This is a genomic window from Frondihabitans sp. OV104 (assembly GCF_057787745.1).
Genome location: NZ_CM173541.1, coordinates 2,840,695 through 2,866,565 on the forward strand (window position 1 = coordinate 2,840,695; position 25,871 = coordinate 2,866,565).

Genomic DNA, 25,871 nt, shown 5'->3' on the forward strand with positions numbered 1-25,871 from the left:
AGACCGGTTGCAGAGACAGGAGCTGCGCCCCGCAACCGAATTCGCCTACGAGCGCAGCAGGTCGCGCAGCTGAGCCTCGTAGCGGCCGTTGACTCCGGCCCAGGTGTACTCGGCGAGCGCCCTCTCGCGGGCCGCAGCGCTCAACGCCTGCTGGCGCTCGGGGTCGCCGAGCAGCGCGACGATCGCATCGCGGATACCCCGCGGTGTCGGCTGGACGAAGACGCCGGAGTCGGCCAGCACTTCGCGGTTGTAGACCGTGTCGCGGGCCACTGTCGGCGCACCGCACATCATCGCCTGGACGAGAGCCGGGTTGGTGCCGCCGACACTGTGGCCGTGGAAGTAGGCGCCGGCGTGCTGCCAGAGCGCGAGCAGGCGACGGTCGTCGCTGACGTGGCCGAGCCACTGCACGCGCTCGTGCTTCGCGGCCAGGGCCGCCGCCTTATCGTCGAGCTCGCCGCCGTAGCCGCTGGATCCGACGATCACGACGTCGTGGTCGGCAGCGAGGAGGTCGACGGCCTCGAAGAACTCGCCGACGGTGTTCTCGGGGACGAAGCGCGCGACGACGAGCGCGTACTGGCGCTCGGTCAGTCCGGGCGCGATCGACAGAGCGCCCGGGTCTTCGGCGCCGTACGGGATGAAAACGCCGTCGACGCCGTAGCTCTGGCGCCAGCGGCGTGCGATCTCGACGGCGTCGCAGACGAGGCGGTCGGCGAATCTCGCCGTGAACCAGGCGCCGCCCTTGAAGACGGTCTTGGCGAGCCGGCCCCACTTGGCGCGCTCCCACTCGATCCCGTCGACGTTGACGAGCGTGGGGATTCCGCGCAGCCGGAAGAGCGGCAGCCAGAAGCCGTTCGCGACGTTCATGATCAACGCGGCGTCGGGCTTGTGGAGCATCGCGTGAACGGCCGAGGTGAAGCCGTACGTCAGCGTCGAGAGAGACTTCGTCTCGGAACCGCGGGTCACGACCGTGCGGACCCGGTCGTCGCGACCCGGGTCGTCGTCGCGCGTGGAGCCGGGGCGGCCGTAGACGACGACATCCCAGCCCGCGTCGACGAGAGCGGGGGCGAGGCTGCGCACGGCAGTCTCGAATCCGCCGTAGTAGCTGGGGTAGCCGCGGGTGCCGACTATCGCTGCCGTCGGCGTCGGGGCGGTCGTCGTCGAGGGGTTTCGGCTCATAGGCGGGTCGACTCCAGTCGGTTCTTCGAGGCCGAGGTGAGCCCGGCCGCCTTCGTGGTGCTCCGGGACGGAGCAGGTTCGCCATCGTGTCGAGGCAGGCAGATCGCCACGGCCATCACTGCCGCCATCGAGCTCCACGCGAGGTAGTCGAAGGAGAACAACATCGTAGCCAGCGCGAGGATCAGGACGCGACCGGGCCGCGCGGCGGACGCGAAACCGGTCAGGAACGCCGCGATCAAGAGGCTCGCGCCGAGGACGCCGGTCGTAGCCAGGCTCGTCACGAGCTGGTTGTCGACGTTCTGGAAACCCGTCTGCGGCAGAAGTCCGTTCGCATACAGGCCAGGCTCGCTTCCGGCGCCGTTGCCCAGAAGGACGTGCGCGAAGTCCTGGCCGAGGAGGCGCGGCACGGACTCGAGGGCGCCGGCGCGGTTCTCGTACGACCCCGACGACAGGAGCGTCGACACGGCATCGGCGATCACGGGCAGGAAGACGGCAGCCCCGACCAGGCCGCCGAGCGCCACCGCAGTCACCCGGAGCACCCGAGTCGACGCCTCGGACGACAGCACCAGGTAGGCGCCGCCGAGTGCCAGAGCGACGATGGCGCTCCGCGTCCCGGACAGCACCAGGCCGAGGCCGATCAGCGCGACTGCCGCGACACGGAGGAGAGACGCGTGCGCGGCCCACCGGGTGCCGAGGGCGAGAGCGCCGACGAGCAGCACCACGGCATACGGGATCGGGTGCTCTGTCGTGCCCTGCACGCGCAGGGACGAACCGCCGAGAAGCTTGTTGGTGTCGTTGAAGAATGAGCCGTCTTCCGCGACGCGACGGCCCCACGGGATCGGCTCGCCGGTGACGAAGAACTCGATGGCGCCCAGCACGGCCTCGATCACCGCGAGCAGGATCAGCCCGTCGAGCAAGACGGCGAGACCGCGGCGCTCCAGCCGGCCCGCTGCGAAGGCGAAGGCGATGGACACGACGCTGATCCGGACCACGAGATTCTGCGCCTCGGGGTTCATGGCCAGGGTCGTGACGACCATGACGGTGAAGAACGCGGCGAGGACGCCGAACGGAGCCCGACGCGAGTGCAGGGGTCGAGGCGACAGCAGCGCGGCGATCAGGACTGCGACCGTCGCGACGATCAGCGTGCCGTCGCGAATCGTCTCCGGGACGTTCCGAGAGGTGGCGCCGAATAGGAGACCCACGCCGAGCGCCAGCGTGACGCCGAGCCGGGCGTCACGCGGCACGATCGTCGTGAGGGCGAGGCCGGCGAGGAGTGCGGCGAGCCCCAGCGCGGCGACGAGGAGCATCGTCATGCGGCCACCGCCCGCGCGTCGACCCGCGCCCGGAGCGCGAGGGCCTGGACGACGACGCCGGCCGTCTCCGCGACGACGAGCCCGGCGAGCGCGCCGGCCACTCCAGCCGACACGGCCCCGACCGGCACTCCGACGACCGCGACCGCAGCCGCCGCCACGGAGGCCCACGTGGTCGTCCCTGCACGGTCGTCGGCCACCAGGGCCAGGCCCAGCCCGCGCGACAGCGAGATGACGGCGACGAGCACGCCGCCCCAGATCGCGGCGGCGGCCGAGAAGGTGACGACGCCGCTGAAGAGCCACGGGCTCAGCCACGGCATGGCGACGGCGAACACCAGCCCGGCCACGAGTCCGAGCGCGGCGTTGAGCCCGATCGACTGGCGGGCGCGCCGCACGCGATGGTGCCTCTCGGGGTGGCCGACCCACGCCTGCAGGCGGTTCGGGACAGCTGCGAGCACGACGAGCCCCATGCGCAGGGGCCGGTCGACGGCGCCGTAGGCAGCGACGGCGGAGGGCGCTGCGAGCCCGACGAGCACGATGGGCAGCGACTTGTAGACAGTGGTGATCCCGCGACCGGCGAGCAGCACGCCCTGCTCCCGCAGGGTCTGGGGCACCGCAGCCCACGCCGGCCGTGACGGGGCTGCGGGCAGTCGGCCGAGCCACACCGCCAGCGCCCAGCACGCCAGCACCCCGGCGAGCAGAGCGCCTCCGTAGACCTCGAGGGGTGCGCCGTCGGCGATGGCGAACGCGGCGAACAGCGTCAGCGCCACGCGCGGCACCGTCTCGCACACCACGATCAGGACAGGCTGGCCGGTGCCGATGAAGTACCAGGTCGGGTTGAGGGAGGCGGCGACCACGGCGAATGCGAGCAGAGCTGCCGCCGGCCGGTGGGAGTCGACGAGCGAGGCCGTGACGACCGAGGCCACCGGACCCAGCACGGCGACCGCGGCGAGCCTCGACGCGAAGGCTGCGTCGTAGAGGCCCAGCGCGCCAGCTCGATCACGGGCCACCCGCTGCGGACCGACGATGGTCCAGCCGAGCTCGGCGACGACCGACAGCGCCACTCCGACGGCGAGCGCCACCGCGACGCTCGCCCAGCCGTCGGCACCCGCGGTGGAGGTGACTGCGGGGATCACGGCGAGCGGGGTCAGGCCGCCCAGGAGGGGCGCGAGCACGTAGAGGGCGATGTCGCGGAGCTGGCGGCGGGTCACCGGCGCACCTCGCTCACCCAGTCGCCGAGGGGTGCGAAGCGGGCCCCGACGTGCTCCTCGACGAGCACGCTGGCGCGAGGTGCGACGGGCGACGGGCTGAGCGGGACTCGGGAGAGAGCCTCCGCGAGCGCCTGGGCCGAGCCCGGCTCGGTCTCGACGAGCAGCTCGCGCACCGCGGGCGGCACATCGGCGAGCGCCTCTCCGGCCTGCGTGACGACGGTGCGACCGCAGGCGAGCCCCTGCCAGACCTTGTTGGCCACGACCGAGCGGGCCTTGTCGGAGTCTCCGAAAACGCCCAGCACCACGGTCGCGTCGGCGATACGGTCGGCGAGCTCCGCCTCGGGCACGGGGTCGCAGAACGTCGCGCGGGGCGACCAGGCGCTCGCGGCGGCCCGGGCCTCGAAAGCCTCGCGTCGTGCCCCGCTGCCGAGGAAGGTCACCTCGAAATCGCGTCGGCCGTGCAGCTCGTCGAGGGCCTCCGCGACCAGGTCGAGCCCGTGGAGCGGGATGTAGTTGCCGTAGTAGAGGATGCGGAGGCGGGAGGTCGGCGACGGCGGACGGTGGACGGCCCAGGCGGGGGCGCCGACGGGGAGGGGGAGGACGCGGATGTGCGCGCTCCTGCGGGACACAGCCCTGCGGAACACAGCCCTGCGCGGTACAGCCCCGCGCGGCGCAACCCCGCGCCGTTGCGACGCCCGGACCTCGGTGTCGATGAGGAAGAGGTCGGCCGCCGCAAGGGCCCGTCGATCGGCAGCCGCGAGACGGCGGGCACGCCGAGACTCCGGGCGGACGGAGCCCCAATCGCCGACTGCCGTCTCGTGCAGGCCGACGAATCCGTCGACGATGACGCGCGCCCGGCGGAGGCGCGCGACGACACGGACAAGTGGGGCGTGGGTGAGCCGGAACTCGGACAGGAGGATGATCGCCGCACCGTTCGAGCCTTGCCACAGGCCAGTCAGGTCGGCCAGGGCCCGCCGGACCCGGCCGCCCGACCTCGCTCGCTCGACCACCCGGACCTCGACGCCGTCCACGGACTCCAGGTAGCGACGAATTCGTGAATTGCGCGGGTACGCACGATCGTGGACGCCGTACTGGAGCACTCGAAGCGGCGAACTCACCGGTTGATCTCGCATTCTCGACCGGTCGGGCTCGGTCGTTCGGTTGGCGACCCTGCGTCGCTTCACCAAATCTAATGCAAAATATCAAATCCGGCAAGGGTGGTTCAGGTGCTATTGGAGGTGCGCGAGCGCCTCGGGGTCGGAGTCGTTCAGGAACGTCGTCAGACGGGTGACCTCCTCGGTCTCGCCGATGGCCGTGGCGCCGCGACGCAGTGCGAACAGCGACCGGAGGACACCGCGATTCGGCTCGTGCGCCCACGGCACAGGGCCCTGGCCGCGCCAGCCGGCCTTGCGGAGCGAGTCGAGTCCGCGGTGATAGCCGACGCGCGCATACGCGTACGCCTCGAGGTCACGCCCACCGGCCGCTGCCGCCTCGTCGGAAAGGAGAGCCCAGGCGAGCGACGACGACGGATGCGCGGTCACGATCTCGACCAGAGGCGTGCCGGCCTCGAGCGCGGCGAGCACGTCGGGTTCAGCGGGGAGGAGCGTCTCGGGAATGCCGAGCAGGTTCGTGGAGGACATGAGGCAACGCTAGCGGCGGCGGCTGTCAGAACTTCACGTGCTGCAGTACCCAGGCGTGCATGACGACCGCGGCGGCGGCCGAAGCGTTGATGCTCCGAGTCGAGCCGAACTGGACGATCTCGAGCACGGCGTCGGAGGCCGCGATCGCCTCGGGCGACAGGCCCGGCCCCTCCTGACCGAACAGCAGCACGCACTCTGCCGGGAGGTCGTACGTCTCGATCGGCACAGAGCCGTCGACGTTGTCGATGGCGAGCACGGGGATGCCGCGCTCCCTCGTCCAGGCGATGAAGGTCTCTACGTCCGGGTGGTTCACGACGTGCTGATACCGATCGGTCACCATCGCGCCGCGCTTGTTCCAGCGGCGGCGGCCGATGATGTGGACGGTGTCGGCCGCGAAGGCGTTGGCGCTGCGCACGATCGAGCCGATGTTGAGGTCGTGCTGCCAGTTCTCGATGGCCACGTGGAACGGGTGCCGATGGGCGTCGATGTCAGCGACGATCGCCTCCATCGACCAGTACCGGTAGCGGTCGATGACGTTGCGCGTGTCGCCCTCGTCGAGCAGCCTCGGGTCGAAGCGAGGATCGTCGGGGTGCTCGCCCGCCCACGGGCCGACACCGTGCGTCGTCTGCTCGGGGCTGGTGGTCCGCTCCGGGCTGGTCGTTCTCTCGGGACTGGTCGTTCTCTCCGGGCTGGCCTCGGGCTGTTCGGTCACGGCCTCAGTCTCGCAGTAACCACCTCCCGCTACTCTTCGACTATGCCTTCAGCCACAGCCTCCGCGACGCGCGACGAGATCGAATGCTGGCTCACCGACATGGACGGCGTCCTCGTCCACGAGAAGCAGGCGCTGCCCGGCGCCGCCGACCTGATCCGGCAGTGGCAGAACGCGGGCACGCCGTACCTCGTCCTGACGAACAACTCGATCTTCACGCCCCGCGACCTCTCGGCCCGCCTCCGGGCGTCCGGCCTCGAAGTGCCCGAAGACCGCATCTGGACCTCGGCTCTCGCCACCGCCGACTTCTGCCGCTCGCAGATGCCGGGCGGCTCGGCCTTCGTCATCGGCGAAGCCGGCATGACCACGGCCCTCCACGAGGCCGGCTTCATCATGACCGAGACCGCGCCCGACTACGTCGTCGTCGGCGAGACGCGCAACTACTCGTTCGAGGCGATCACGAAGGCGGCCCGCCTCATCATGGGCGGCGCGCGTTTCATCGTCACGAATCCCGACGCCACCGGCCCCAGCGCCGAGGGCATCCTGCCTGCGACCGGCGCCATCGCGGCCATGATCACGAAGGTCACGGGCAAGGAGCCCTACGTCGTCGGCAAGCCGAACCCGATGATGTTCCGATCGGCGATGAACAGGATCGGCGCCCACTCCGAGAACACGGCCATGATCGGCGACCGCATGGACACCGACATCATCGCCGGCATCGAGGCGGGCCTCCACACCATCCTCGTGATGACCGGGATCAGCGACCAGGCCGAGATCGACCGCTACCCGTTCCGTCCGACCGAGATCCTGGCCGGGGTGCACGAGCTGGTCCGCACCGAGCCTGTCGCGTACGACCTCGGTGACGCCGACGGCAACCTCTGACGTTCTCACGAGCGCCCAGCGTCAATCCGCGGCCGCCGAGGGGTCGCTCGTTGCTGCCGCCGGTCGCCGCGGCGACAACGAGCGACTCCTCACCGGCGTGCGGGGGCGCCGGGTGCTGGGTGCTGGGCGCTGGGCGCTGGGCGCTGGGCGCTGGGCGCTGGGCGCTGGGCGCGCGCTGCGCTAGGGCGCCAGGTCGCTCGCGATCGCCTGACCGCCAGAACGGCTGGCGAAGCAATAGTAGTCGCGCGCGCCCGCGGCCCACTCGGCCGCTGTCGACGGGTAGCTGTCTGAGATCTGCAGGTCGGTGTAGGCCTGCGCCGCGCTGATGTTGATCGCGGTCGACTTCTGGCATGCACCCGAGACCTGAGCCTGCAGCGCGTCCGAGCCCGGGTACGTCGAGCCGGCGGCTCCGTCGAGCTTGCCGGTCGACACGAGCTGGGCGACGTGCGACCCCCCGCAGTCGACGACGTCGTACGTCGTCTGCCACGCGTCGGTGAACGCCGAGAGGCACTCGCCCCCGGTGAGCTCGTTCCACGGGTGGGTGCCTGGCGCAGCCTGGCCAGCCGTCGCGGTCTTCGTCGGAGCCGGACTCGACGACGGACTCGGGCTCGTCTTCGTCGTGGCCGAGGGCGTCGACGTCGTCGACGCGACGGGAGCCGGCGCAGGAGCCGATGTCCCGCCGGTGGCGATCGTGCGACCGAAGAAGAAGAGCACGGCGAGCACGACCAGGAACGCGACGATGATTCCGACGAACAGCCACGGTCGTCGACTTCCGCCGCGGACCGGACTGCCGGGGTCGGCGTCGATGGGCGGAGCCATGCTGCTCGCCGCAGGAGACGCGTAGCCGCCCGGCGCAGCGCTGGCCCAGGCGGCGGGGACGTTCTTCGGGTCGATGGGCGTGACCACACGCCCGGTGGCCCCGCCGTACGACGGTGTCAGTCCGGGGACGACCGCGGTCGGAGCGTCGTCGGCCGACGCTGCGGTCGAGGACTCGCTGGAGGGACGATCGGCGACGGCCGGCAGCGCGATAGTCGCCGCGGATTCTGCGGGCTCAGCCTTGGTGGGCTCCAGCTGAGCAGGCTCCGAGGCGGCGCTCTCCAACTCGGCAGGCTCCGAGGCGGCAGATGGCAGGTCGGTCGACCCCGGCGGCGTGTACGCGACCGTCGGAGTCTCCGCCCAGGAGCTACCCCCGGCAGACGCCTCGGGCTCAGCCGCGAACGGCGGCGTGTAGGCGACGGTCGGAGTCTCGGCGCCGGTCGGAGTCTGGGGGCCGGAGGCAGCCGCGACGAACGGCTCGTCCTCCTCCGGCGCCGACGACTCGGGTGAGGCATCCTGCGACGATGCCGACTCCTCCGAGGGCATGATCCAGGCCTGCGTCGCCGTGTCGTCAAAGCTCGCCTCGGGTCCCGGCGCGCCGTCCGGCTCGCCGAAGAGCGCGGCCATCGCGTCGACGTCGTCCGTCTCGTCGCCGTCGGAGTCGGCCGGCTCAGAGGCGGGCGCAGGAACGTCCGACTCCCCCGACGCGTACCCGTCGTCCGTGCCGGAGAGGTCCCACACCGGCGAGCCACCCGCGGGTGCGGGGTCGTCGTCGCTCAGCGACCAGACGACGGCGGGCGCGGCCTCGGCCGCAGCTTCGGCGGGCGCGCCGCTGAATGGAGGCGTCGCGTCGTCCCGCGCCCCCTGGGGGCCGTCGTCGTCGCCGTCGTTGATGCTCCACGCCATCGTGGGCGTGGGATCGACCGTCCCGGCGGGGGTGTCGTCGACCTCGAGCGGAATCGCATCGGCGGCGCGCACGGCGTCGTGGTCGACGACCGGCCGAGCGGCGGCGACCTCGGTGTCGAGAGCGATCGGATCGACCGGCACCACGTCGTCGGGCACCTCGGGCGCCATCGGCACACCGTGGACATCTGACGCGTCGATGGAAGCGGTGGCCGGCGACGCGATTTCGGCCCAGTTGAAGCTTGTCGGCTCGGCGGTCGGAGGCACTGCATCGGCCGGAACGGCGATGAGCTCCGTGAACGAGGCGGCAGGCGCGACAGGCGCGGCGCTCGTGTCGGAGGCCGCAGCCACGGGAGTGATGGTTCCAGCCGGGGCGGCGGCCGCACCGGGTGCGTCGGTCTCGACCGAAGCGTCAGTATCGACCGAAGCGTCAGTATCCATTGAAGCGTCAGGGACCGCGCCGAAGACAGCCCCGAATGCGGCCGTCGGCGTCTCGCCTGCACTGTCGTGGCGCGGCAGAGCGTCAGCGTCGAGGGCTGGCTGCTCGGCCGTCAGGCTCGACGGACTGGCGGCATCGGAGAGGGGCTCGTCGCCGGACTGACCGCGGAGGGTCGACAGGTCGAGCGCCATCGGATGCGGAGACGTGGGAGGCTCGGTCGAGGGGGCAGGAGCGTCGAGTCCCGGCGAATCCTCCGACACCTCGCGCGGCGCCTCGGACGATGAGACGGCGGCCGCCGTGAACATCGGCTCTGCCACGAGAGGCGTCACGGGAGCTGGCCGAGGCTGCGCCTCGGGCGCCGGCGCAGTCGGTGACGCCCCGGGCGCCGTCGCACTCGGCGATGCCCCGGGCTCGACCGGCGAAGGCACCGCCGCAGAACCCGCCGGAGCCGCGGGCGAGCCGGACGGAACAGCAGGCGAGCCCGCCGAAGCTGCACGTGAATCCGCCGCTGCATCCGGAGCCGTCCCCGGGCTCAGGGGCTCAGTCGACGAATCGACGCGGGCCGAATGGCGCGGCGGCCGCGGCTCGCCGAAGAACGACTCGGCACTGGGAAGCCGCCGGGGCAGGATCTGGATGGTCTGGTAGGTCTCGGGGTCACCCGACTCCGGTGATGCCGACGGTGAGGAGACGGAGGGCGCCTGTCCCGACGCCGACTGCCCCGACGCCGGAGAACTCGACGCCGAAGGACCCGACGGCACTGAGTCGGGCGCCACCGGCAGGGCCCGGCGCCCCGACGTCGGAGACCCGGGAACAGGAGAATCGGGTGCAGGAGACCCCTGCGCCGGCACTTCACGCGCAGACTCGCCGTCGGGCCCCGGCGTGGAACGCGGGAGCTGCTCGTCGGGACTGCGCTCGTCGCTCACGGCTGCAGCCCGAGGTCTTCCAGGCTGATGGCAGCGAAGTAGGGGTAGCCGGCCTCTTCGATGACCTCCCGGGCGCCCGTCGACCGGTCGACCACGACGGCGACGCCCACGACCTCGGCACCGACCTTCTTCAGAGCCTCGATGGCCTTGAGGGGCGAGCCGCCGGTAGTGGAGGTGTCCTCGAGCACGATGACGCGCTTGCCGGTCAGCTCCGGGCCCTCGACCTGACGGCCCCGGCCGTGGTCTTTGGGCTCCTTGCGCACGACGAACGCGTCGTAGTCCTTGCCGAGGGCTGCACCCTGGTGCAAGACTGCGGCGGCGATCGGGTCGGCGCCCATCGTCAGCCCGCCCACCGCGAAGACGTCGGGGACGTCTTCGATGAGGTCGACCATGACCTGGCCGATCAGCGGCGCGACCCTGTGGTCGAGGCTGACCTTGCGCAGATCGACGTAGTACGTCGCCTTCTTGCCGCTGGTCAGCGTGAAGTCGCCGTGGAAGACGGCGAGGTCGCTGATGTAGGAGATGAGCTTCTGGCGTGCATCGGTCACGGCGACCATGCTACCCGGGCGCGCGATGCGCCCTCCCGGAGTTCTCCACAGGCGCGCGGGGCGCGGTCGAACCGGCCACCCCGAGTTCCTGCGCCCGGTACCGTGGTGGCATGCGTGTCGCCACCTGGAACGTCAACTCCATCCGTGCTCGCGCGGGCCGCGTCGTCGACTGGCTGGTCCGCGAAGACGTCGACGTGCTCGGCATGCAGGAGCTCAAGTGCAAGCCCGAGCAGTTTCCGTTCGACGTGTTCGAGGCGGCGGGCTACGAGGTGCAGATGCACGGGCTGAGCCAGTGGAACGGCGTCGGCTTCGCCAGTCGGCTGCCGATGGACGACGTCGAGATCACGTTCCCGACACAGCCCGGCTTCGCCAAGGGAGTCGAGTCGCAGGATGCTCCGAAGGAGGCGCGCGCGATCGGCGTCACGGTCGACGGCGTGCGCCTCTGGAGCCTCTACGTGCCGAACGGCCGCGAGCTCGACGACCCGCACTACGCGTACAAGCTCGACTGGCTCGCCAGGCTCCAGGTCGAGACGAAGGCCTGGCTGAAGGCGAACCCCGACCAGCCCCTCGCGCTCATGGGCGACTGGAACGTCGCGCCCCTCGACAGCGACGTCTGGGACCCTGCGGTCTTCGAGGGTCACACCCACACCAGCCCGCCCGAGCGGGCCGCGTTCGATGCGTTCACCGAGCCGGGCCTGCTCAGCGACGTCGTGCGCCCGCGCCTCCCCGAGGGCTACACCTACTGGGATTACAAGCAGCTGCGCTTCCCGCGCAACGAGGGCATGCGCATCGACTTCATCCTGGGCTCGAAGGCGTTCGCCGACCTGGTCACGAGCGCGCGCATCGACCGCAACGAGCGCAAGGGCGACGCTCCGAGCGACCACGTGCCGGTGATCGTCGACCTCGAGGTCGACTCGGGCGACGACGACGACCGGCCGATGATCTTCTAGACAGGCGCTGCCTTCTAGACAGGCGCGGCCTTCCAGCCCGCTCCTACTTCAGCAGCGCGGCGACGAGCACGAGGGCGGGGACCGCAGCGATCGTCGTGATCAGCACCGTGTCGCGGGCCACGGCGACCCCGACCCCGTAGCGCTGCGCGTAGTTGAACGCATTCTGCGCGCTGGGCAGCCCTGCCAGCACGACCGTCACGAACAGCTGCTCGTGCGATAAGTCGAAGACGAACGCGCCCAGGATCCACGCCACGAGCGGCATCACGACAATCTTGAGTGCGCTCTCGAGCACGATCTCGCCCCGCGCCGAGCCGGCCTGCAGCGGCTTCTGGCCGTGCAGCGACATGCCGAACGAGATCAGCACGACCGGCACCGCCGCGGCCCCGATGAGCGCGAAGGGCTCGAGCACGTCGTCCGGGATCCTGACCTCGAAGACCGAGCACAGCACGCCGAGCAGCGATGCGATCAGCAGCGGGTTGCGAAAGGGGGTGGTGACCGTCTTCAGCAGGCTTCCGCGGGGCCCGGTAGCCGTCGTGATGTCCATGATGGTCAGCACGATCGGCGTCAGAACCAGCAGCTGGAAGAGCAGCACCGGCGCGACGTAGGTCGCGCTGCCGAGCACGTAGACGGCGACCGGCAGGCCGATGTTGTTCGCGTTGACGTAGGCGCCCGCCATCGTCCCCATCGCGGTCTCGGGCACGGATCGCCTCCACACCAGGCGCAGCACGACGATCGAGATGGCGGCGGCGAACAGCGCCGAGATGGTCGAGACGACGAGCACCGGCGAGAACAGCACGTTCACGTCGGCCTTCGAGATGTTCACGAACAGCAGGCACGGCGTGAGCACGAAGAAGACGAGCTGGCTGAGCACGCGGTGCCCCTGCGGGCCGAGCAGGTCGATGCGGCCGACGACGTAGCCGATCGCGATGACGGTGCCGATGATCCCGAACCCGATCAGCACTCCGCCCATCCGTCTAGTCTGCCTGAGCGGCGAGCTCCGGCCGGTCGTGCCGTAGGTTGTGACCATGGCTGAGACGGAGTTCAACGGCGGCACCTTCCACTACGAGCTGCACGAGCCCGAGAACCCCGGGGCGCAGGAACTCCGCGCAGTCGTCCTCATCCACGCCGGAGTGGCGAGCCTCCGCATGTGGGAGCCTCTCGCCGTGCCGCTCGCGAGCACCCGCCGCGTGCTCCGCTACGACACCCGCGGCTTCGGCGAGACCACCACCGCCGACGTGCACTTCTCGGATGTCGACGACCTCGTCGCGGTGATGGACGCAGCAGGAATCGACCGCGCGGTGCTCGTGGGCGCCTCCCGGGGCGGGCGCATCGCCATCGACGCCGCCCTCGAGCACCCCGACCGCGTCACCGGGCTCGTGACGATCGGCTCGAACCCGTCGGGCTTCCCCGAGGTCGACCTGACCGAGCGCGAGAACGAGCTGTTCGACGAGCTGGACGACCTGCTTGCACGCGGCGAGAACGAGAAGCTGAACCGGCGGGAGGCGGAGCTGTGGGCGGCGGGGCCCACGAGGGACGTGCTCGAGCTGGATCCCGAGTTCCTGCGCCTGGCCTCCGAGCTCAACGCCGACAACCTGAAGCGCTTCGCCGACCAGGCCACGCCCGTGCCGCTGGAGTCGCCGGCGTACTACCGGACTGTCGACATCGAGGTGCCGACGCTGGTCGTGGTCGGCGAGCACGACCTGTCGGGCGAGCTCGCGGCGGCGGAGTACCTGCTGTCGACGGTGCCGAACTCGTCGGGTGCGCGCTTTCCGGACTCGGCGCACCTGCCGAGCGTCGAGCGGCCGCAGGAGTTCGAGCGCGTCCTGACGGAATGGCTGAGCGAGAACTCCCTCTGACGGACTAGCAGGGTCCCTCGGGCGGGGGATTCCGTTGTCAGAGGTGTGACATACCATGTGACCCATGCCCCACGAGCCTCACCGCCTCCGTTCAGCCCTCACCGCCCTGGCCGGCTTCATCGCGCTCAGCGCCGTCGCCGGACTGCTGGTGTCGGTCGGCGTCGCGCCCGGAGTGGTGGTCGCCGGCCGAGCCGCAGGTGCCGCCGCGACGACGTTCGACAGCATCCCCGAGTTCATCGAGATCCAGAAGCTCCAGCAGCGCAACGTGCTCTATGCCGAGCGCGGGGGCGAGCAGGTGCCGTTCGCGACGCTGTACAGCGAGAACCGGGTCACGGTCGGCTGGGACGACGTGGCCCAGACGGTGAAAGACGCGGCCGTCGCAGGCGAGGACCACGGCTTCTACGAGCACGGCGCCGTCGACCTGACGTCTCTCGCCCGGGCCGCGGCCGGCAGCGCGCTGTCGCGAGAGCTCGGCGCGGCTGGGGGAGGGTCCACGCTGACCATGCAGCTCGTCCGCAACATCCTCGTCGCCCAGGCGGAGGCGCTCGACGATCCGGCCGAGCGCAAAGCCGCCTACAAGAAGGCCACCGAGCTCAGCACCTCGCGCAAGATCGCCGAGATGAAGTTCGCGATCGGCCTCGAGAAGCGCTACACCAAAGACGAGATCCTGCTCGCGTACCTCAACATCGCGTACTTTGGCGACAACACCTACGGCGTCGAGGCCGCCAGCCAGCGCTACTTCGGCAAGAACGCCGAGGCGCTGGCGCCGTCCGAGGCGGCGAGCCTTGTCGCGACGGTGCAGAACCCCGAGAGGCGCAACCTGTCGAGCGCCTCGCACTACAAGGCCAACAAGGCGCGGCGCGACGTGATCCTGGAGGCGATGCAGGAGCACGGAAAGATCTCGGCCGCCACCCTCGCGAAGGCGAAGGCCAAGACGGTCCGGTCGTCGGTTCATCTCACCTCGGCGACGCAGGGCTGCCTCGCGGTCGGCGAGATCGGCGCCCGGCAGTGGTGCGACCTGATCCGGCGCATGGTCAAGACGATGCCCGCCCTCGGCGAGACGACCACCGAGCGCGAGCACAACTGGCGGCTCGGGGGCTACGAGATCCACACCACCCTCGACCTCGACCTCACGGCGACAGCCAAGCAGCAGGTCGACACCGACGCTCCCAAAGACGAGGTGCGGTACGACCTGGGCGGTGTCGTCGTCTCGATCGAGGCTGATTCGGGCCGCGTGATCGTGATGACCCAGAACAAGGACTTCGACGACACCCGCGACGGCGGCGGCCCGACCACGACCGCCGTCAACTACGCGGTCGATCAGAAGTGGGGCAGCTCGACCGGGTTCCAGCCCGGGTCGACGTACAAGCCCTTCACGCTCATCGACTGGCTGAACAAGGGCCACCTGCTCGGCGAGACCGTCAACGCCACTCCGCGCGACTTCAGCCCGATGCGCATCTGCGGCGCGGCCGACTACACGACCTTCGACCCGAAGAACGACGACTTCGGCAACCCCGGCACGGTCACCGCCCGCCAGGCGACGGCCCGCTCGATCAACACCGCCTTCGCCGCGATGGCGCAGAAGCTCGACCTCTGCGACATCCGCGACGTCGCCGCATCGCTCGGCGTCCACGCCGCCGACGGAGCCGATCTCGTCGCGTACCCGTCGTCGGTGATCGGCTCGGGCAACACGGTCGCACCGGTCACGATGGCCGCCGCGTTCGCGGGTATCGCCAACGGCGGCGTCTACTGCGAGCCGATCTACATCGACTCGATCGTCGACGGCGACGGGAAGAAGCTGGCCGGGCACCGGTCGCACTGCGAGCGGGTCATGGACGCCGGCGTCGCGGCCAAGGTCGCGTCGGCGATGCAGGGGGTCTTCACGGGCGGCACCGCGACGTCGGCCAACCCGCGCGACGGCGTGCCGATCCTGGGCAAGACCGGCACGACCGACCACGCCGAGCAGACCTGGCTCGTCGGCGGCTCGAGCAAGGTCGTCACCGCCTCCTGGGTCGGCAACATCTCGGGCCACCAGAACCAGTACCGGATCTACGGCGGGTACGGCGCGATGAACCAGCAGCGGCTCACCATCTGGCGGAACGTCCAGGCGCGCATCAACGCTGTCTACGGTGGCGACGCGTTCGCCGCTCCCGCACCCGAGTACATCGCTCCGCCGCCAGCGCCGCCCCGCGCTGACGACGCCGACGACGACGCGCCGCCCGCCGACGACACCGGGAGGTCCGAGTCGGCGGAGGAATGAGCCGTGTCGGCAAAGTGAGGGAGACTGGAGGGGTGAGCCAGCTGCACGATCCCGCCCTCCACTCCTTCGCCTCCGACAACTACTCCGGCGCCCACGCCGAGGTGATCCAGGCCTTGGCCGATGCCAACGGCGGGCACGTCGGGTCGTACGGGGCCGATCCCTACACGGCACGCTTCTCGGAGCTCGTCGTGCAGCACTTCGGTGAAGGCTCGACCGTGCACCCCGTCCTCACCGGCACCGGTGCGAACGTCGTCGCCCTCCAGGCCCTCGTGCCCCGCTGGGGTGCGGTCATCTGCGCTGCCACTGCGCACATCTACACCGATGAGGGCGGAGCGCCCGAGCGGCTCGGCGGCATCAAGCTGTTAACGGTTCCGACGACCGACGGCAAGCTCACACCCGATCTCATCGACCGGCAGGCCTACGGCTGGGGCGATCAGCAGCGCCCGCAGCCCCTCGCCGTCTCGATCACGCAGACGACCGAGATGGGCACGGCCTACAGCGTCTCCGAGATCCGCGCCATCACGCAGCACGCTCACTCGCTCGGAATGAAGGTCCACCTCGACGGCGCTCGAATCGCGAACGCGGCAGCGACGACCGGCGCGACGCTGCAGCAGTTCACGCGCGACGCGGGCGTCGACGCCGTGTCGTTCGGCGGCACCAAGAACGGCCTGATCTTCGGCGAGTCGGTGGTCGTCCTCACCGACGACGAGCTCCCCGGCGTCACCTACATCCGCAAGATGGACGCCCAGCTGGCCTCGAAGATGCGCTTCGTCTCGGCTCAGTTCGTCGCTGTGCTCGAGGGCGATCTCTGGCTGCGGTCAGCGCAGCACTCCAACGCGATGGCGCAGAGGCTTCGCGACGCGCTCGTGGAGCTCCCCGGCGTCGAGGTGACGCAGGCGGTCGAGGCGAACGCCGTCTTCGCGATCCTGCCGAGGCACGTCATCGAGCCCGTCCGCGCCGAGCACCGCTTCTACGACTGGAACCGGTCGACCGGCGAGGTGCGGCTCATGTGCTCCTTCGACACCACCGAAGCACACGTCGATGCCCTCGCCGAGTCGATCCGCCGTGAGATCGAGTCGGCCCCGTGAGCATCCCCACCCCCGACCGCCCGCTCGACGAGCGGCTCCCCGATGGAGCCGTGGCCACCACCCGCCTGGCGGGCCGGTACCCGGGCCGGCGCCACCCGCGTAAGGGCGACCTCGTCGCGACGGTCGTGTTCACGGCGATCCTCTACTTCATCGCCGTCGTCTACGAGATCACCGGGGCGGCACGAGCGGCCGAGCCGCAGTACTCGGTCGACGGCACGGCTCTGGCGAACACCCTGACGATCGCCGTGCCGATCATCCTCGGCGTCTTCGCGACGGTGTTCTCGGCGCTGTTCGTGCTGCGCCGCGTGCCGGCGTTCTGGCTGCCGATCGTCGCCGCGATCCTGATCGTCGCTCTGTACTCGGTGACCGAAGACATGCTCGACTCGGCAGTGCTCGGCAGCCTCACACCCTGACGGACCGAGACCCTGACGGACCGAGACCCGGCCACCAGGAGAAAGTCGATGCGTCGGCATATTCATCGGGCGTAGCCTGTTGCACGAAGCAGCACTCCTCGACGGCGAGGAGAACCACACCCCGTTCCACCGTCGGCGTCGAGGAGACAGCTATGACCATCACGAATTCATCCACCGTCCGTTCGTCCGAGACCGAGGTGCCGCTGGTCGAGCTCCTCGACGAGCGCTGGAGCCCCCGCTCGTTCGACGCCACCGCCGAGATCACCGACGCTCAGCTGACCGCCCTCCTCGAGGCCGCCCGTTGGGCACCGTCCGCCTCGAACATGCAGCCGCGCCGCTTCATCGCCGGCCGCCGCGGCACGAAGACCTTCGACACGATCCTCGCCAACCTCATGGGCTTCAACACTCTGTGGGCCGGCAATGCGGCAGCGCTCATCGTGGCCGTCGCCGAGACCGCCACCGACGAGGGCGACGAGCGCCGCTGGGCCCAGTACGACCTGGGCCTCGCCGTGTCGGCGATGACCGTCCAGGCCCACGCCGAGGGCCTGCATGCCCACCAGATGGCCGGTATCGAGGCCGACGGCATCCGCACGGCGTTCGATCTGACCGAGCGCTTCCTGCCCGTCACCGTCACCGCGTTCGGCGTCGTCGACGAGGCCGGCAAGCTCCCCGAGAAGCTGGCCGAGCGCGAGACGCTCCCCCGCACTCGCCTCGCCCTCGACGAGCTCGTCGTCGCCCGCGACTAGGTCCCGTCTGACAGAACGCCGTCTCCTTCCTGGGGGCGGCGTTCTGTCGTTGATTTGCGCGAACCTCGACCATCTGTATTAATGACACCGGACGCAACATTCTGTCCATAAATGCAGATGAGAGGTTTTCGATGAAGAGAGTACTGGCCGCTACCGTCACTGCCGGCCTCGTCGCGGCGTTGGCGACGCCGCCCGCCGTAGGGAACGCAGCACCGAACGCGACGACGAACATCGGGGTCCACGCGGTGTCCGTCACCCCCGCCGCCGGCGACGACTTCCTGCCGAACACCACGGGAACGCTCGCCTTCACGATCAAGCCCGCGACCGGTGCCAAGGGCCTGACCGTGAAGAAGGGTCAGAAGCTCGTCTGGGCCGCGACTCTGCCCAAGGGCCTCAGCGCGACACTGCCGGCGACGACCACCCGCGACGGCTGGACCATCTCGTTCGCCGCCAAGCCCGCCGCCGACGGCGCGACGGTCGTCACCCGCACGTCGCTCCGCACCGGCGCAGACCTCCCGAACGCCGGCGCGAGCAACGGCGGCATCAAGCTCACCGTGAACGCCGGCGCGTACGTGCCCGACACGAGCCCCCTCACGGTGACCTTCACGCCCGTCACCGGCTGGACCAGCTCCTCGCCGACGGGCTCCACGACCGTGCCGTTCGACGCGTGGCAGGAACTCGCCCTCGCCGGCATCACGACCGACGACCGCGACGACACCTCCGTCCGGGCCACCATCCGGGGCACCGCGACGCCCGGAGCCTCCGTCGTCATCCGCTCCACCCAGTCCAGCGACCGCTACGACACCGTGAAGGCCGGCGAAGACGGCACCTGGACGTCGACCCGGACGTGGTCGGCCACGCACACGTACCGCCTCGCGATCGAGCAGACCGACTCGCGGGGCCGGAGCGACTCGGTGACGCACGGCCCCTGGACGCCCGGCAAGGAGTGAGCGCGGGCCGGGTGGGCGAGTTCCTGCGCCCTCCCGGCTCTGCCGCCCCTGACCGCGAAGCGCGGCCCGGGTGCCCGAGATGGCCCTCGCCGTCGGCGGCACCATGACACACCGACAGCGAGGGCCATCCCGGGGGCCGGCTGCTGTTACCTACTCGGAGTCGTCGAGGGAGGACTTCGACACGGCGAGCGACTCAACGTCGGGGGCCACATCGACGAGCACCGTGTCGCCATCGGCGATCGACCCGTCGAGCAGAGCGCGCGCCAGGTTGTCGTCGATCTGCCGCTGCATGAGGCGGCGCAGAGGCCGGGCGCCGTAGACCGGGTCGTAGCCGCGGTCGCCGAGCCAGGTCCGCGCGTTCGGCGTGACGGCGAGTTCGAGGCGGCGGTCCGTGAGGCGCTTGGCCAGCCGGTCGACGTAGAGCGAGACGATCTGGCCGAGGTCGTCTTTCGTCAGCGACTGGAAGAGCACGATGTCGTCGAGCCTGTTGATGAACTCGGGCTTGAACGCCTGTCGCACCATCTCGTCGACCGCGTCGCGCTTCTGCTCGTCAGACAGCGACGGATCGGTCAGGAACTGGCTCCCGAGGTTCGACGTCAAGATGAGGATCGTGTTGCGGAAGTCGACAGTCCGGCCCTGCCCGTCGGTCAGGCGGCCGTCGTCGAGCACCTGGAGCAGCACGTCGAACACCTCCGGGTGGGCCTTCTCGACCTCGTCCATGAGCACCACGCTGTAGGGGCGCCGGCGCACGGCCTCGGTGAGCTGACCGCCCGACTCGTAGCCGACGTACCCGGGAGGGGCCCCGACGAGCCGAGACACCGTGTGCTTCTCGCCGTACTCCGACATGTCGATCCGGACCATGGCCTTGTCATCATCGAACAGGAACGAGGCGAGGGCCTTGGCGAGCTCGGTCTTTCCGACGCCGGTCGGCCCGAGGAACAGGAACGACCCCGTCGGACGATCCGGATCGGAGATCCCCGCGCGGGTGCGCCGCACCGCCTCACTGACGGCCTGGACCGCCTCGCGCTGACCGATGATCCGCTGGCCGAGCTCCGTCTCGAGGTGGAGGAGCTTCTCCGTCTCTCCAGCCATGAGGCGGCCGACCGGGATGCCCGTCCACGACGCGACGACCTCGGCGATGTCGGCATCGGTGACCTGGTCGTTGACCATCCGGTCGCCGCCGGCCTCGAGGCTCTCGGCGTCGGCGAGGGCCTTCTCGATCTCGGGGATCGTCTCGTAGTTGATCTTGGAGGCGTCCTGGTAGCGGCCTTCGCGCATGGCCTTGTCGAGGTCGATGCGGGCCTGGTTGAGCTGGCCCTTGAGCTCGCCGACGCCCTGGAGCGCGGCCTTCTCGGCCAGCCAACGCCGGTTGAGATCGGCGTACTGCTGCTGGCGAAGGGTGAGCTCGTCGCGGAGCGATTCGAGACGGGCCTGCGAGGCGGCGTCTTTCTCCTTCTGGAGGGCGAGCTCCTCGACCTGGAGCCGCACCATGCCGCGATAGAGCTGATCGAGCTCGACGGGCGACGAGTCGATCTCCATCTTGAGGCGGCTGCCCGCCTCGTCGACCAGGTCGATCGCCTTGTCGGGGAGTTGACGGTTCGTGATGTAGCGGTTGCTGAGCGAGGCGGCGGCGACGAGAGCACTGTCGGCGATCGTGATGCCGTGGTGCGCCTCGTAGCGCTCCTTGAGGCCGCGGAGGATCGCGACAGTGTCTTCGACCGTCGGCTCGCCCACATAGACCTGCTGGAATCGGCGCTCGAGGGCTGCGTCTTTCTCGATGAATTGGCGGTACTCGTCGAGCGTCGTCGCGCCGATGAGGCGGAGCTCGCCTCGGGCGAGCATCGGCTTCAGCATGTTCGCTGCGGCGACGCTGCCCTCGCCGCCACCGGCACCCATGAGCGTGTGCAGCTCGTCGATGAACGTGATGACCTGCCCGTCGGACTCCGTGATCTCCTTCAGGACGCTCTTCAGGCGCTCCTCGAACTGGCCGCGGTACATCGCCCCGGCGACCAGCGCCGCGATATCGAGCGATATCAGGCGCTTCCCCTTGAGCGAGTCGGCGACGTCGCCCGCGACGATCCGCTGGGCGAGGCCCTCGACGACGGCCGTCTTGCCTACCCCGGGTTCGCCGATCAGCACGGGGTTGTTCTTGGTGCGGCGGGTGAGGACCTGGCTGACGCGACGGATCTCGGAGTCGCGGCCGATCACGGGATCGAGCTTGCCGCTCGCCGCGATCGCAGTGAGGTCGACGCCGTACTGCTGGAGGGCGCTCTTCTGCTTCTCGTCGGAGGCGGGTGCGCCCTGCATGTTCGCCATTCGGTGATGCCTTTCGTGTTTCTTCACAAACTTGAGTTGAACTGACTCAAGTTTAGCCGCGACTCGCCCGCTCGCCTAGGGCTAACTTCGTCGACTCTTGCGGTATTCACATTCTTAGCGTAAAATTTTAGATATTCATGCCTGAGCCGCCGTACGCGGCCCGAACGAAAGAAACCCATTTTGTCTAAGAAAATCCTCAAGGGCTTCGGTGCTGGCGCGCTGGCGGCCGCCACGGTCGTCACCGGCCTGAGCTTCGGCCCCGCTTCGGCGTCTGCAGCTCCGACCGCATCAACCGCAACGACGACCTCCTCAACCCCTGCGAGTGGGACCAAGTTCACATTTATCTGGGAGGAGTCCGCCGACAAGTTCTGGGCACTCGACCAGGACGACCTGAGCGCCCACGCATACGACACTCGGCAGCAAGCCGAGGCGGCGTCATCGTGGACGATGACGACCACCACGGTCGGCTACAGCTTCTATGCCACGGTCGACGCTGGCAAGAACAAGGGGAAGTGCCTCTACGACCTGGCCTGGCAGGGTGGCCGTGTCATCACCACCAACGGGCCCGCCTGCGGAGATCCTCGCACGCTTTTCTCGATCGACAGCGAAGGCCGCATCGTCTCCGATTCGTCGAAGCACTACCTCAGCGTGGCTCCTCTTAAAGATGGCAGTGCGTTCTACCCGCAACTGAGTCTGACGGGCACCGCGGCCAAGCTGGAGAGCATTAACCCGGCGCTCGCGGCCAAGGTCGACAGCGTGAGCGTCGCTACTCGCAAAGCTGCCATCTCGGGCACCGCACGCCCGTCTTCGATCGTGGTCATCGGCGACGACCAGGAAGTCTTGGTCGGCCCTGACGGAAAGTGGACCGCCAACCTGACCGGTCTGAAGTTCGGTAAGAACACCGTCCACCTCGAGAACTGGATCGACGGTGAGAAGGTCTCCGAGTTCGACCTCGCAGTCGACCTCGACGTCGCTGCTGTAACCGGGACCGCGACCGCGGGCGACGCCGTGACCGACGAGGTCACGATCGCCGGTACCGGTGAGAAGAACGTCGACATCACCATCACCGGCGAAGACGGCAAAACCGTCGCCACCACCACGACCAGCCCGACCACTGGCCGCTACTCGCACACCGTCAAGGCGCCCAACGCCGCTGGTACGCACACCTTCACGGTCACCCAGTCGATCAACGGCACACCCACTGGTTCAGTCGACGTCGCCTACGCCTACGGCGCACGCGTCACGATCTCTACCCCGACCGACAACCTCATCCACCCCGGCGGAGCGCTCGACTTCGGTGGCCGCGGCGAGCCGATGGCCGAGATCAAGGTCATGGAGGAGGGCAAGACCGGCGTCCTGAAGGCCGGCAAAGTCCTCAGCACCGGTTCCTGGAACCTCGAGGACGTCCAGCTTTCGGCCGACAAGCACACCCTGGTCGTCACTCAGACCGGCAAGGGTAACAACGTCACCACCGCGAAGGTCACCCTCAATCCCGACGGCACCGTCGACCCCGGCCCGGGCGTAATCACCGCGCCGACCGTGGAGTCCCCCGGAAACAACTCGACTGTCACCACCTCCCGCCCCGTCTTCACCGGCCACGGCCACCCCGACGCGAGCGTGAAGATCGGCTACGGCCCCAACTCCACCATCGGCACCGCCACGGTCGACGCCGACGGCGAATGGACCGCCAACCTCACCTCGGGCCTCGCCCTGGGCCGATCGACCCTGATCGTCACCCAGACCTCCGGTAAAGACACCCAGACCCTGACGCACGTCGTCAACCGCGTCGCCGCCGAAGCCCCGTTCCGCGTGACCTCCCACACGAACAACCAGAACTACGCCGAGGGCATGACGACCTTCCGCGGCACCGCCGCGGTCGGCGCCACGATCCGCGCCGTCAACCAGTGGGGCACCGTCATGGGCACCGACACCGCCGACGGCACCGGCAACTGGGCGTTCAACCGCAACCTCGGACCCACCACCACCGGCTACGACATCACCTTCACCGCCACCAAAGACGGCAAGACCGAGACCACCCAGCTGCACCTGAACTACCAGGGCGTCATCGCCTTCCAGGTCACCAGCCCGACGGACAACTCCACCTACGAAGTCGGCAACGCCACCTTCCGCGGCAAGGCGTCGCCGAACACCGTGATCACCGCCGTCAACCAGTGGAACACCCCGATGGGCACCGCCACCGCCAACCTCGACGGCGACTGGGCCTTCAACCGCTACCTCGGCCCCACCACCGCTGGCTACGACATCCGCTTCACCGCCACCAAAGGCGACGACGTCCAGCACTCCACGCTGCACATCAGCCAGAAAGTCGAAAACGTCGAAGTCGAAGTCACCTCGATCGCCGACGGCGCCACCTACACGCCCGGACTCAACATCCTCCGCGGCACCGGCACCCCGAACGCGACCATCACCGCCGTGAACGCCAAGAACGGCTGGAACGTCGCCATGGGCACCACCAAGGTCACCGCCGACGGCACCTGGGCACTCCCCGAGCGCAACTGGGGACCCTCGAACGACTACGAGATCAAGGTCACCCAGACCAACCCCGACAAGACGACCAGCACGACGATGGTCAACATCTTCGCCCCCGTCTTCAAGGACCTCGAAGTCACCGGCGTCACCACCGGCGCCGACAACGGCCCCGGCGGCGTCTTCGCCACCTTCACCGGCACCGCCACCCCCGGCGCCAAGGTCACCATCAAGTCCGCCACCACCGGAACGGCCTACCAGACCGTCGACGTCAACCCCCAGGGCCAGTGGACCGCCACCCGCACCTGGAACGCCACCCACACCTACAACCTGATCTTCGACCAGGTCGCAAAGGACGGCAAGACCGACACCGTCACCTACGGCAACTGGACCGCCGTCCCCACCAAGTAACGCACCAGCACCACCCCGTACCACCCGGGCGGCGGGCCCACCGGCCCGCCGCCCCCTCACACTCTCCTGCCCCGACTCGCCAGAAAGCACGAACGCCATGAAGAAGACCCCGATTCTCACGCTCGCCCTCGGCGCCGGCCTCGTCGCTGTCCTCGCCGGCTGCACCTCGACTGACACCACGGCCGACTCGACCTCGGCCCCCACGCCCACGGCCTCGCTCCCGACGCCGGCCGATCCGGTAGTCAACAAGTGCGTCGACGGCGTCGCCGTCCTCACCCCCACGGCGAAGAAACCGAAGATCGACCTGGCCGGAAGCTGCGACGTCGTCAGCGTCGTCGGCACGAATGGCACCATCACCCTCGATGCCGTGAAGCACCTCGTGTTCGAGGGCAGCGACAACAAGGTCACCGTCGCCAGCGTCAAGAAGGTCGACTTCGGCGGCAACGACAACGCGCTCACTCACGGCGGGGCAGCACCGACCGTCACGACCGGAACGACGGCGGGCAACACCGTCAAGGCACGCTGATGCGCCGCCGCACCGCACGACTGTCCGCCGTCGCCCTCCTGATCGGCGCAAGCGCCGCCCTGACCGGCTGCACAGTCGCCAGCGAGGTCACGGAGCCCGAACCGACCGGGCCGACCGCAACGCGAGTGCCGTCGGCAGTCACGCTGAAGTGCATCGACGGCTTCATGCTGATCGACGCCGACGCCCTCAAGGCAGCGAAGAAGCCGAAGACCGTCGACGTGAAGTGCGATCTGACCAGCGTCGTCGGAACCGGCGCCTCTATCGCGCTGAAGGGCACCACCGACCTCGTGGTCGAGGGCAACCGCAACGCCATCACGGTCGACGACGCCACGACTCGTGTCCGCCTGTCAGGCAACGAGAACGCCGTGAAGTACACCGGCGCCTCGAAGCCGGAATTGGACGACAAGGGAGCCGCGAACACGATCACGGCAGCGACGAAGTAAGCCGAGCACGCTGAGATGGGCGCCTTCCTGTGGGAGGCGCCCATTCCGCGTTCCTGCGCCCCTGCCGTGAGCACCCCGGCCGGACGAGCAGGGAGGAGCCGCGTCGGGCAGGATGGCGGCATGATCGATGTCGCTCTCGCCCGAAACCTCCACGACGCCGGACTCCGCTGGCGACCCGCAACCGGAGACCGCTTTCTCATCGACAGCGAGGCCTTCGACCCGGGCGAGGGCGACCCCGAGATCTTCACCATCAGCGAGATGACCATCGAGGCGCACACCTACCCGACCGGCACGGAGCTCGGCTTCAACGGCACCACCGAGTGGGCTCTCGACTCGGTGTCGACCGACGACTCGCTCTGGCTGCCGCGCGAGGACCAGCTTCGAGACCTGCTGGGCCCGACGTTCCATGCGCTGACCCGCACCGAGGCCGGCGACTTCGAGGTGAGCACCACGATCGGCGCTGAGATCCAGGTATTCGCGGCGCCGGACGCCGAGAACGCGTACGGGAGCGCGCTACTCGCCTACATCGAGGCGTCGCTCACGATCGAGGAACGGCTCGACTAGACGAGTCGCAGGAATTCACGGTCTCTCTCCTATCGACGATTGCAACGAGGTGCAACCTGTCCTTGGGCAAGCTGGGCTCCGGGCCGGCCGTGTGAGAACGGCCGATTAATTTCACCTGGGAGACGGGCGCGGCCCTCGTGGTCGGGGCAAGACTGATCCCACCTCGATCTGCGGACGAGGGGGATAACCGATATACGCCAACGGGAGGTGACCATGTCGGAATCGAGTACGGGCGATCCCCTTCGCCACGAGCGCGAAGAGCAGGAAGTCCGCGAAGCCCTTCTGGGCGACGCAGCCGAACGGA

22 protein-coding genes are annotated in these 25,871 nt (G+C 69.4%); 12 read left to right on the forward strand and 10 right to left on the reverse strand.

Going from position 1 to position 25,871, the window contains the following annotated elements; genetic code table 11:
* Window positions 1–45: 45 nt before the first annotated feature.
* From AC3CBB_RS13265 to AC3CBB_RS13290, 6 genes are all read right to left on the reverse strand, one after another.
* Entirely contained in the window at window positions 46–1,176 is a 1,131-nt protein-coding gene (locus AC3CBB_RS13265) for a glycosyltransferase (RefSeq protein WP_488624953.1), read from the reverse strand.
* Window positions 1,173–2,489: an O-antigen ligase family protein gene (locus AC3CBB_RS13270; RefSeq protein WP_488624954.1), complete on the reverse strand. Its 1,317-nt coding sequence runs from the start codon at window positions 2,487–2,489 to the stop codon at window positions 1,173–1,175. The genes AC3CBB_RS13265 and AC3CBB_RS13270 overlap by 4 nt, the downstream gene beginning before the upstream one ends.
* Window positions 2,486–3,697 carry a polysaccharide biosynthesis protein gene (locus AC3CBB_RS13275; RefSeq protein ID WP_488624955.1) on the reverse strand — a complete coding sequence of 404 codons (1,212 nt, stop codon included), beginning with the start codon at window positions 3,695–3,697 and terminating at the stop codon, window positions 2,486–2,488. The genes AC3CBB_RS13270 and AC3CBB_RS13275 overlap by 4 nt, the downstream gene beginning before the upstream one ends.
* The gene (locus tag AC3CBB_RS13280; protein ID WP_488624956.1) at window positions 3,694–4,728 is read right to left on the reverse strand and encodes a glycosyltransferase; all 1,035 of its coding nucleotides are present in this window, start codon (window positions 4,726–4,728) and stop codon (window positions 3,694–3,696) included. The genes AC3CBB_RS13275 and AC3CBB_RS13280 overlap by 4 nt, the downstream gene beginning before the upstream one ends.
* Before the next feature lie 198 nt (window positions 4,729–4,926).
* Window positions 4,927–5,337 (reverse strand): DUF3151 domain-containing protein, encoded by a 411-nt coding sequence (locus AC3CBB_RS13285; protein ID WP_123505689.1) that lies wholly within the window; start codon window positions 5,335–5,337, stop codon window positions 4,927–4,929.
* Between the two features lie 25 nt (window positions 5,338–5,362).
* The gene (locus tag AC3CBB_RS13290) at window positions 5,363–6,049 is read right to left on the reverse strand and encodes a TrmH family RNA methyltransferase (protein WP_488624957.1); all 687 of its coding nucleotides are present in this window, start codon (window positions 6,047–6,049) and stop codon (window positions 5,363–5,365) included.
* 42 nt (window positions 6,050–6,091) lie between these two features.
* Here AC3CBB_RS13290 and AC3CBB_RS13295 point away from each other — a divergent pair, with 42 nt between their 5' ends.
* Window positions 6,092–6,928 carry an HAD-IIA family hydrolase gene (locus AC3CBB_RS13295; RefSeq protein ID WP_488624958.1) on the forward strand — a complete coding sequence of 279 codons (837 nt, stop codon included), beginning with the start codon at window positions 6,092–6,094 and terminating at the stop codon, window positions 6,926–6,928.
* A 180-nt stretch (window positions 6,929–7,108) separates the two neighbouring features.
* Here AC3CBB_RS13295 and AC3CBB_RS13300 read toward each other — a convergent pair whose 3' ends face one another.
* Window positions 7,109–9,415 carry a septum formation family protein gene (locus AC3CBB_RS13300; RefSeq protein ID WP_488624959.1) on the reverse strand — a complete coding sequence of 769 codons (2,307 nt, stop codon included), beginning with the start codon at window positions 9,413–9,415 and terminating at the stop codon, window positions 7,109–7,111.
* 590 nt (window positions 9,416–10,005) lie between these two features.
* Window positions 10,006–10,557, reverse strand: a complete 552-nt coding sequence (pyrE, locus tag AC3CBB_RS13305) for an orotate phosphoribosyltransferase (protein WP_488624960.1) — start codon at window positions 10,555–10,557, stop codon at window positions 10,006–10,008.
* 110 nt (window positions 10,558–10,667) lie between these two features.
* On the opposite strand from pyrE, the gene AC3CBB_RS13310 reads away from it, so the two are divergent.
* The gene (locus tag AC3CBB_RS13310; RefSeq protein ID WP_488624961.1) at window positions 10,668–11,507 is read left to right on the forward strand and encodes an exodeoxyribonuclease III; all 840 of its coding nucleotides are present in this window, start codon (window positions 10,668–10,670) and stop codon (window positions 11,505–11,507) included.
* Window positions 11,508–11,550: 43 nt separating this feature from the next.
* Here AC3CBB_RS13310 and AC3CBB_RS13315 read toward each other — a convergent pair whose 3' ends face one another.
* Window positions 11,551–12,477, reverse strand: coding sequence for an AEC family transporter (locus AC3CBB_RS13315; protein WP_488624962.1), 927 nt, complete (start codon window positions 12,475–12,477; stop codon window positions 11,551–11,553).
* A gap of 55 nt (window positions 12,478–12,532) precedes the next feature.
* On the opposite strand from AC3CBB_RS13315, the gene AC3CBB_RS13320 reads away from it, so the two are divergent.
* The 6 genes from AC3CBB_RS13320 to AC3CBB_RS13345 all read left to right on the forward strand — a co-directional run bounded on the left by AC3CBB_RS13320 (window position 12,533) and on the right by AC3CBB_RS13345 (window position 18,820).
* On the forward strand, window positions 12,533–13,363 hold the full coding sequence (locus tag AC3CBB_RS13320; RefSeq protein ID WP_488624963.1) for an alpha/beta fold hydrolase: 831 nt from the start codon (window positions 12,533–12,535) through the stop codon (window positions 13,361–13,363).
* A 64-nt stretch (window positions 13,364–13,427) separates the two neighbouring features.
* Window positions 13,428–15,623 carry a transglycosylase domain-containing protein gene (locus tag AC3CBB_RS13325; protein WP_488624964.1) on the forward strand — a complete coding sequence of 732 codons (2,196 nt, stop codon included), beginning with the start codon at window positions 13,428–13,430 and terminating at the stop codon, window positions 15,621–15,623.
* A complete protein-coding gene (locus AC3CBB_RS13330; protein WP_488624965.1) occupies window positions 15,620–16,711 on the forward strand; it encodes a threonine aldolase family protein in 1,092 nt (363 codons plus the stop codon). The genes AC3CBB_RS13325 and AC3CBB_RS13330 overlap by 4 nt, the downstream gene beginning before the upstream one ends.
* Complete coding sequence (locus AC3CBB_RS13335; RefSeq protein WP_488624966.1) at window positions 16,708–17,124, forward strand: hypothetical protein; 417 nt, start codon at window positions 16,708–16,710, stop codon at window positions 17,122–17,124. Before AC3CBB_RS13330 ends, AC3CBB_RS13335 begins: the two co-directional genes overlap by 4 nt.
* Before the next feature lie 152 nt (window positions 17,125–17,276).
* Window positions 17,277–17,870: a nitroreductase family protein gene (locus AC3CBB_RS13340; RefSeq protein WP_488624967.1), complete on the forward strand. Its 594-nt coding sequence runs from the start codon at window positions 17,277–17,279 to the stop codon at window positions 17,868–17,870.
* A gap of 131 nt (window positions 17,871–18,001) precedes the next feature.
* Complete coding sequence (locus tag AC3CBB_RS13345; RefSeq protein ID WP_488624968.1) at window positions 18,002–18,820, forward strand: hypothetical protein; 819 nt, start codon at window positions 18,002–18,004, stop codon at window positions 18,818–18,820.
* Window positions 18,821–18,970: 150 nt separating this feature from the next.
* Here AC3CBB_RS13345 and AC3CBB_RS13350 read toward each other — a convergent pair whose 3' ends face one another.
* Window positions 18,971–21,136, reverse strand: coding sequence for an ATP-dependent Clp protease ATP-binding subunit (locus tag AC3CBB_RS13350; protein ID WP_488624969.1), 2,166 nt, complete (start codon window positions 21,134–21,136; stop codon window positions 18,971–18,973).
* A gap of 180 nt (window positions 21,137–21,316) precedes the next feature.
* Between AC3CBB_RS13350 and AC3CBB_RS13355 the strand changes: the two genes are divergently transcribed.
* The 4 genes from AC3CBB_RS13355 to AC3CBB_RS13370 all read left to right on the forward strand — a co-directional run bounded on the left by AC3CBB_RS13355 (window position 21,317) and on the right by AC3CBB_RS13370 (window position 25,567).
* A complete protein-coding gene (locus tag AC3CBB_RS13355; protein WP_488624970.1) occupies window positions 21,317–24,034 on the forward strand; it encodes a hypothetical protein in 2,718 nt (905 codons plus the stop codon).
* Window positions 24,035–24,131: 97 nt separating this feature from the next.
* Complete coding sequence (locus tag AC3CBB_RS13360) at window positions 24,132–24,560, forward strand: DUF3060 domain-containing protein (protein ID WP_488624971.1); 429 nt, start codon at window positions 24,132–24,134, stop codon at window positions 24,558–24,560.
* Entirely contained in the window at window positions 24,560–25,003 is a 444-nt protein-coding gene (locus tag AC3CBB_RS13365) for a DUF3060 domain-containing protein (protein ID WP_488624972.1), read from the forward strand. The genes AC3CBB_RS13360 and AC3CBB_RS13365 overlap by 1 nt, the downstream gene beginning before the upstream one ends.
* Before the next feature lie 120 nt (window positions 25,004–25,123).
* Window positions 25,124–25,567 (forward strand): pilus assembly protein CpaE, encoded by a 444-nt coding sequence (locus tag AC3CBB_RS13370; RefSeq protein WP_123505707.1) that lies wholly within the window; start codon window positions 25,124–25,126, stop codon window positions 25,565–25,567.
* Window positions 25,568–25,871: the final 304 nt, after the last annotated feature.